The organism is Erwinia sp. GW821-FHT03D09, assembly GCF_059420805.1.
The window spans coordinates 291386-299007 of sequence record NZ_JBWKUK010000002.1 but is presented as its reverse complement, the minus strand read 5'-3'; the positions used below and the strand labels follow the sequence as shown (position 1 = coordinate 299007).

10 protein-coding genes are annotated in these 7622 nt (G+C 51.9%); 4 read left to right on the top strand and 6 right to left on the bottom strand.

Features of this window, described 5'->3' with window-relative positions; translation table 11 throughout:
• Window positions 1-345 precede the first annotated feature (345 nt).
• Window positions 346-900, top strand: a complete 555-nt coding sequence (locus tag AC07U6_RS03205) for a gamma carbonic anhydrase family protein (RefSeq protein ID WP_494761332.1) — start codon at window positions 346-348, stop codon at window positions 898-900.
• Here AC07U6_RS03205 and AC07U6_RS03200 read toward each other — a convergent pair.
• Genes AC07U6_RS03200 through dprA form a run of 6 tightly spaced genes read right to left on the bottom strand, consistent with a single transcriptional unit; the run spans window position 867 to window position 4661 of the window.
• Window positions 867-1124, bottom strand: coding sequence for a DUF1488 family protein (locus AC07U6_RS03200; RefSeq protein ID WP_494761331.1), 258 nt, complete (start codon window positions 1122-1124; stop codon window positions 867-869). The genes AC07U6_RS03205 and AC07U6_RS03200 overlap by 34 nt on opposite strands.
• A complete protein-coding gene (aroE, locus tag AC07U6_RS03195) occupies window positions 1121-1939 on the bottom strand; it encodes a shikimate dehydrogenase (RefSeq protein WP_494761330.1) in 819 nt (272 codons plus the stop codon). The genes AC07U6_RS03200 and aroE overlap by 4 nt, the downstream gene beginning before the upstream one ends.
• A 7-nt stretch (window positions 1940-1946) precedes the next feature.
• Window positions 1947-2513 (bottom strand): L-threonylcarbamoyladenylate synthase type 1 TsaC, encoded by a 567-nt coding sequence (gene tsaC, locus AC07U6_RS03190; RefSeq protein ID WP_494764415.1) that lies wholly within the window; start codon window positions 2511-2513, stop codon window positions 1947-1949.
• Window positions 2497-3066 carry a DNA topoisomerase family protein gene (locus AC07U6_RS03185; protein ID WP_494764414.1) on the bottom strand — a complete coding sequence of 190 codons (570 nt, stop codon included), beginning with the start codon at window positions 3064-3066 and terminating at the stop codon, window positions 2497-2499. Before AC07U6_RS03185 ends, tsaC begins: the two co-directional genes overlap by 17 nt.
• 25 nt (window positions 3067-3091) lie before the next feature.
• Window positions 3092-3565 (bottom strand): DUF494 family protein Smg, encoded by a 474-nt coding sequence (gene smg / locus AC07U6_RS03180; RefSeq protein WP_494761329.1) that lies wholly within the window; start codon window positions 3563-3565, stop codon window positions 3092-3094.
• Window positions 3537-4661, bottom strand: a complete 1125-nt coding sequence (gene dprA, locus AC07U6_RS03175) for a DNA-protecting protein DprA (RefSeq protein WP_494761328.1) — start codon at window positions 4659-4661, stop codon at window positions 3537-3539. Before dprA ends, smg begins: the two co-directional genes overlap by 29 nt.
• Before the next feature lie 126 nt (window positions 4662-4787).
• Between dprA and def the strand changes: the two genes are divergently transcribed.
• The 3 genes from def to rsmB are packed head-to-tail and all read left to right on the top strand — an operon-like array spanning window position 4788 to window position 7612.
• Window positions 4788-5297, top strand: a complete 510-nt coding sequence (gene def, locus AC07U6_RS03170) for a peptide deformylase (protein ID WP_494761327.1) — start codon at window positions 4788-4790, stop codon at window positions 5295-5297.
• Between the two features lie 27 nt (window positions 5298-5324).
• Entirely contained in the window at window positions 5325-6272 is a 948-nt protein-coding gene (fmt, locus tag AC07U6_RS03165) for a methionyl-tRNA formyltransferase (RefSeq protein WP_494761326.1), read from the top strand.
• Window positions 6273-6322: 50 nt separating this feature from the next.
• The gene (gene rsmB, locus AC07U6_RS03160; RefSeq protein WP_494761325.1) at window positions 6323-7612 is read left to right on the top strand and encodes a 16S rRNA (cytosine(967)-C(5))-methyltransferase RsmB; all 1290 of its coding nucleotides are present in this window, start codon (window positions 6323-6325) and stop codon (window positions 7610-7612) included.
• Window positions 7613-7622 lie beyond the last annotated feature (10 nt).

The following is a 7622-nucleotide window of genomic DNA, read 5'->3' as shown; positions in this document are numbered from 1 at the left end:
AGCCAGTCGCCGGAGCGTACTGCTGCGAGGTGGCGTATGTTACGCTTTCCTCCTTCGGAGTCAACTTCTTTTTGAGAAGTTTTTTCCGGCGGTTCAGACAACTTCCTGAACCTCCAACACGCTGGCCTGTAAGCCGTTGTGCCGTCTCAGTGGAGGCGCATTATAGGGATCTCGTTTTAATGCACAAGCCTTTTTGCGATCTTTTTTTCCAACCGCCGAATTTTCACCCTTATCGATGAAACAACAGTCATTTCGCACATTTTTAAGCCTCTTTCGGCAAGAATTCTTGCCTGAGGATCCTTTCAAACACTAGGCTACAAGGATCATATCAACAGTGAGGTAGCTATGAGTCACAACGTACGCGCATATAAAGGCGTAAATCCGCAGTTAGGCAAGCAGGTAATGATCGATCCTACCAGCGTGATCATAGGTAATGTGGTGATAGGTGACGATGTGGGGATCTGGCCCCTGGTGGTGATTCGCGGCGACGTTAATCAGGTCACCATCGGCAAACGCACAAATATTCAGGATGGCAGCGTACTTCATCTGACACATAAATCGGCAGCTAACCCGGAAGGATTCCCGCTTATCGTGGGTGAAGATGTTACTGTGGGACATAAAGCCATGCTTCACGGCTGTACTATTGGCGATCGCGTCCTGGTCGGTATGGGAGCAATACTGTTGGATGGTGTAGTCGTAGAGAATGATGTGATGATTGGTGCCGGCAGCCTGGTTTCACCAGGAAAACGCCTTGAAAGCGGCTATCTCTATTTAGGCAGCCCGGCAAAGAAAGCTCGGCCGCTAACGAAAGATGAAATTGCAGGGCTGCTCTATTCAGCAAATAACTATGTCACGTGGAAAAACGACTATCTCGCAGAAGAGAGCCAGAGCCAGCCCTGATCGTTTTCCTGCTGCTGTTCTATCGCGAGGGTTGCTTCTTCTATATCCCAGCGATTGTTGCGAAAAGCATCCAGCGCCAGGGCTTCATCATGATAACGGCGAAGCAGCTCTTCGCCGTGAATTGCACAGATTAACTGGAAGCCGTTAACCAGAGTAGTGAAGCAAACTGCCTGAAGGCCTTCATCCCACCACTCACGCTCAGGAAAATGAATCGCCTGATTCACGCCTGCATCTCATGCTTTAGCTTAGTAATAACGGGGGCGATCTCCGGCATAACGCCGTGCCATAGCATAAATGCATGCGCAGCCTGGCCCACCAGCATCCCCAACCCATCAGCCAGCTCACTCGCTCCCTGCTGCCGGCACCACATAAGAAACGGCGTATCGCCAATCTGGTAAAACATGTCATAGCAGCGAGCCTGGCTATCCACCAGTGCCGCAGGCAGGTCCGGTATACTGCCGGCCACTCCGCTGGAGGTTGCATTGATGATCAAATCAAATTGCGCATCACGAAGTTCATCTGTCGCCAGCGCTCGTACAGACCCATGATGCTGGAAGACTTCGACCAACGCCTCCGCTTTAGCATGGGTACGGTTAACGATCGTGATGCTACAGTTGAAATTCAGCAGCGGCAGGATCGCCCCACGTGCAGCACCACCGGCACCGATCAACAGTATCCTGTCATTCTCTTTGATCAGGTTGAGCCGCTGGAGATCGCTTAGCAAGCCAATACCGTCGGTGTTATCTCCCAGAATTCGGCCGTCATCCAACTTTTTAAGGGTGTTCACCGCCCCGGCCAGCGCCGCGCGTTCCGTCAGCTCAGCGCAAAGCTCGTAAGCCTGTTGTTTAAAAGGCAATGTGACATTTGCACCGCCGCCGCCCTGGGCAAAAAATTCATCCACCGTCTGCTTAAACCTTTCCAGCGGAGCACAAAAGCGATCGTAAGGATGAGGAATTCCCGTTTGTTCGGCAAAAAGCTGGTGAATACGGGGTGATTTACTGTGATGAATCGGATTACCGAATACGACGTAAGACGACATAGAATTATTATCCCTGGCGAATCAATTCACCGGTTAATACATCGCGGATCTCTGAAGGATTCAGGCGTCCCCCCGTCTCCCCCCACAAAACGGGGAAGTCGGCACCGAACTGTGCCAGAACTTCATCTGCATCACGGCAAGGGGGCAATCCACTCAAGTTTGCACTGGTGGAAACCAGCGGCTTACCAAACTGGCTGCACAGCTGCACAACGTCCGGATGGTCGCTAACACGGACGGCCAGCGAACTAAAGCGACCGGTTAACCAACGCGGCGTCTTAGCTCGTGCAGGCAATACCCATGTTACCGGCCCTGGCCAGCGGGAAAACATGCGCTCTTTCTGCTCGTCGCTAAGCTGTTCGTCAGCAATATAAGGAACTAGCTGCTGGTAATCGGCGGAGATTAAAATCAGCCCTTTTTCTACAGGTCGGCATTTTAACGCCAGCAATGCCATAACGGCCGATTCACTGTCGGGATCGCAGCCAAGGCCAAATACCGCTTCGGTGGGATAAGCAATGACTGCAGACAGCTTTAGCTGTCTGATACATAGCTCAAGTGAGTCATGCTTTTGATTCATCTTCACAACCATTTCCTGCTGTTACGGGTTTGCCACAGGCTTTGCTGGCGCAAAAACGCTTAGCGCCTCTGGCGGTTTTCTTTTCAATAAGCAATGGGAACGCACAGAACTCGCAGGTACCTTCAACGGGTGTAAAATTCACCGCAAACTGACAGTCAGGATAACGATCGCAGGCATGGAATGTTTTGCCATATCGCGATCGACGCTGCACCAGCTTACCGTTGGCACACTGCGGACAGGCGATCGTGGTTTCATCAGGCTTATCGATAATTTCGGTGTGCGCGCATTCAGGGTAATCACTGCAGGCGATAAACATACCATAGCGTCCCTGCCGCAGTGCAAGGCTGGCACCACATAGCGGACAAAGTTGCCCATCAAGTACTTTTACTATGTGCCCGTCAGTCTGACTTTTCAGCGGACGAATATAATCGCAATCGGGATAATGTGAGCAGCCAAGAAAAGCGCCATGCTTCCCGGAGCGTATAACCAGTTCTGCCCCACACTGGGGGCAGGGTTCATTTTTTCGCACAGCGAAAAGCGCTGTTTTATTCATAACTTTTTGTACACGAAGGCAATCTTCAGTGCAGCATTCCTTCATTGATGTCGAAAAGTAGCTCTTCCATTTGCTGGTAGGCATTTTCACATCCGGGGATGTTAAACAGCACCATCAGCGCCACCCATTTGAGATCGTCCAGATCAAACTCGAGGGTATCCAGAGCCATAATACGCTCGATAACCATTTCGCGGGTTTCCAGATTCAGAACCTGGATCTGTTCCAGGAACAGGATAAAACCACGACAGTTAGCATCTAAACGCTGACTCTCTTCCTCGGTGTAGATACGCATAGACAGCGGATCGGTAGTCAGCAGAATCGGGGCGACGAGGCCGTCCTGATATTCTGCTAACTTTTCCAACCAGTTCAACGCATTATAGATATCTTCACGATGAAAACCGGCATCGGTTAAATCATCAGTCAATTTATCCTGATCAACGCGCATTTCTGCTTCGTTGTGGATATACGTTTCAAATAAGTACATTAGTACGTCGAACATGGCTTGCCCTCCTCAATCGGACATAGCCGCCGGGTACAGCTGCGATCCACCCTGCTAACTCCAACTCAAGCAGCTTAGCTACGATGGCTGGCACAGGTTGGCCGGCACGTTCAGCGACGACGTCAACAGGTGTAACCTCATCTCCTACGTTAGCCAACACATCGGAAAATGGCAATGGAGGATTGCTGCTCTCTGATGAATTGTTTGCAGCCGTTGGCAAATCGGGTATCCATGACAGGCCACTTTGCATTTGCTCAACTATATTATTGGGATGTGCAACCAGCATCGCCCCCTGCTGTATCAACCAGTGGGTTCCTTCGCTCCCGGGATTACCCAGCGCTCCGGGCAATGCATATACCTCCCTGTTCTGCTCTAAAGCCAGCCGAGCCGTTACCAGCGAACCGCTCTTTAGCGTCGCTTCAACCACCAATACGCCGTGGCTTAATCCGCTGATTATTCGATTACGCCGTGGAAAATGGTGGGCCAGGGGAACAACATGCAGCGGAAATTCAGAGACCAGAGCACCGCCACTATCGATGATATCCTGCGCCAGTCCCTGATGCCGCCGGGGATAAATCGCACCCAGCCCCCCTCCCAGCACTGCCAGCGTTTTACCCTGCACCGCCAGCGCTGCACGATGCGCAATTCCGTCGATACCCAGCGCAAGGCCACTGGTAATCGTTAAACCGCTAAGTGCCAGAGCCTGACTAAACCAGGTTCCCCAGTCGCGACCGTAATGAGAGCAGTACCGACTACCCACAACCGCCAGCTGTGGTGAAGATAACAGTGTCGGGTCGCCCGCAATAAAGAGCATCAGGGGAAAGTTGTCGATAGTTTTTAATCGCTCAGGGTAATAAGGACTGGATGGCGTAATAAAGTGATGTCCTGGCTCATTCAGCCAGGTTTCGCTTTGAACCAGGATTTTTTCGTCATACTGTTCAAATGCCAGCTGCTGCTCGCTGCGTAAACCAAGACTGGCCAGATCGGCAGCCGTCGGGCTGTTAAGTTGTGCTAAAGCTCCGAGCAGAGACTCCCGCTGCAAACTGGATAATCCGGAAACACCTGATAGCCTTAATGCACTTTCCAATGGTGACATAATTCATCCCTGATATCGCCCCTTCCCCCTGAAGGTTACCTGCCAGGAATGCTGTCAATCACAGCGTGAAATGTCTACAATAAGAGGAATAAATATTTAATCCCTTGAACACGAATCTGGAAAGTTATGTCAGTCTTGCAGATATTACATTTTCCTGACGAGCGCCTGCGCATCGTTGCGAAACCCGTGAAAGAAGTAAACGCCGATATTCAACGTATCGTTGATGATATGTTTGAAACCATGTATGCCGAAGAAGGCATCGGCCTGGCAGCCACTCAGGTTAATATTCATCAGCGCATCATCGTGATTGATGTGTCAGAAAACCGCGATGAGCGCCTGGTGCTGATTAACCCTGAACTGCTGGAAGAAAGCGGCGAAACCGGTATTGAAGAGGGTTGCCTGTCGATTCCGGAACAACGCGCTTTGGTCCCTCGTTCGGAAAAAGTAAAAATCCGAGCCCTCGACCGTGATGGCAAAAGTTTTGAGCTCGAAGCAGACGATCTGCTGGCTATCTGTATCCAACATGAAATGGATCATCTGGTTGGAAAACTGTTTATTGATTACCTGTCGCCAATGAAACGTCAGCGTATTCGTCAGAAACTGGAAAAGCTTTATCGCCAGAATGCTCGTGACTGAGCGTATTGATTGACTGAAGGGAATAACGTGTCCGAACCATTAAAGATCATTTTTGCCGGCACCCCTGACTTTGCAGCGCGTCATCTTGACGCGCTGCTGTCATCAGGACACCAGATTGTTGGCGTATTTACCCAGCCCGACCGCCCGGCAGGCCGCGGTAATAAACTGACCGCCAGCCCGGTTAAACAACTGGCTGAGCAGCACAACATTCCGGTATTTCAGCCAAAATCCTTACGTCCGCTAGAAAATCAGCAGCTGGTCGCTCAGCTGGAAGCCGATGTGATGGTCGTGGTCGCCTACGGACTGATCCTGCCTGAGGCGGTGCTGGGAATGCCTCGTCTGGGCTGCATCAACGTTCACGGTTCGCTGCTGCCACGCTGGCGTGGTGCTGCACCGATCCAACGTTCACTCTGGGCGGGCGATGCAGATACTGGCGTGACAATTATGCAAATGGATGTCGGACTGGATACCGGAGATATGCTTTATAAGCTGTCATGCCCTATTGAAGCCAGCGACACCAGCGCCACACTTTACGACAAGCTTGCAGACCTTGGCCCTGCCGGTATGCTGACGACATTGATGCAGCTTGCCGAAGGTAGCGCCACACCGGAAGTGCAGAATGAAGAACTAGTCAGCTATGCAGAAAAGCTGAGTAAAGAAGAGGCCCGTCTCGACTGGTCGCTTTCCGCCGCACAGCTGGAACGCTGCATTCGTGCTTTCAATCCCTGGCCGGTTAGCTACTTCATCATTGATGAGCAGCCGATAAAAGTATGGAAAGCCTCCGTACTCCCTGCGGTGAATAACCGCCAACCGGGTGAAGTCCTGCAGGCTGATAAACTAGGTATTCAGGTTGTCACTGCAGACGGCGTGCTCAATATCGAAGAGCTACAGCCAGCGGGCAAGAAAGCGATGAAAGCACAGGATCTGCTCAACTCCCGCCGTGAATGGTTCATTCCGGGCAACATTATTGCCTGATAATCTGCCCGGTACTCAACCCGGGCAGTCGTTTCAATTGCGAACCCACTATGAAAAAAAATACAAACTTACGTTGCGTTGCCGCTCAGACTATCGAAAAGGTTGTCGAACAGGGGCAGTCGCTCAGTAACGTGCTGCCTGCCGCACAGAAATCGGTAGGCGAAAAGGATGCGGCGCTACTACAGGAATTGTGTTACGGCGTTCTTCGTACGCTGCCGCAGCTAGAGTGGATTGTTAGCAAACTCATGTCCCGACCAATGACGGGAAAACAGCGCGTGGTCCATTTCCTGATTATGGTCGGCCTCTACCAGCTAATGTTCACTCGCATTCCTGCGCACGCAGCTTTGGCGGAAACGGTAGACGGCGCTATCGCCTTAAAACGTCAACAGCTCAAAGGGCTGATTAACGGCGTACTTCGTACATTCCAGCGTCAGCAGGAAGAGCTGATGCAGCAAATGAACCAGGGCGATCAGCAATATCTGCACCCTAAATGGCTGCTGACGCGCCTCAAGCAGGCCTGGCCAACGCAGTGGCAACAGATTGTTGATGCCAATAATCAACGCCCACCGATGTGGCTGCGCGTTAACCGCCAGCATCACAGCCGCAATGCCTGGCTTGAGCTGCTGACAGAAGGCGGGAAAACAGCATTTCCGCATCCACAACACACTGATGCGTTGCAGCTGGAAATGCCCTGCGCGGTAGGCCAGCTCCCGGGATTTGACCAGGGTTGGGTAACCGTCCAGGATGCGTCAGCTCAGGGCTGCGTTGCGCTGCTCGATCCACAAAACGGTGAGAAGATCCTCGATCTTTGTGCTGCTCCCGGCGGCAAGACAACTCATATTCTGGAAGCCGCTCCGCAAGCTGATGTGATGGCTGTTGACGTTGATGCCCAGCGTCTGGCTAGAATTAGCGAGAATTTGCAACGCCTGGGGATGAAAGCAGAGGTTAAACTCGGCGATGGTCGTACACCGGCAGAATGGTGTGGCCAGACGCAGTTTGATCGTATCCTGCTTGATGCTCCCTGCTCTGCTACCGGTGTCATTCGTCGTCATCCGGATATCAAGTGGCTGCGCCGCGATCGGGATATCGCCGAGCTTGCGGCATTGCAGCAGCAAATCCTTGAGGCGATCTGGCCCCATCTGAAATCAGGCGGTACGCTGTTATATGCAACTTGCTCTGTGCTACCGGAGGAAAACCACCTGCAAATAAGTCAGTTCCTGAAGAACCACGCAGATGCCAGGCTGATTGATACCGGTGATATGGCACACCCGGGGATTCAGGTGTTCCCTCAGGCTGACGGTGGGGATGGCTTCTACTACGCTAAGTTGATAAAAGAATAACGCCCATGGC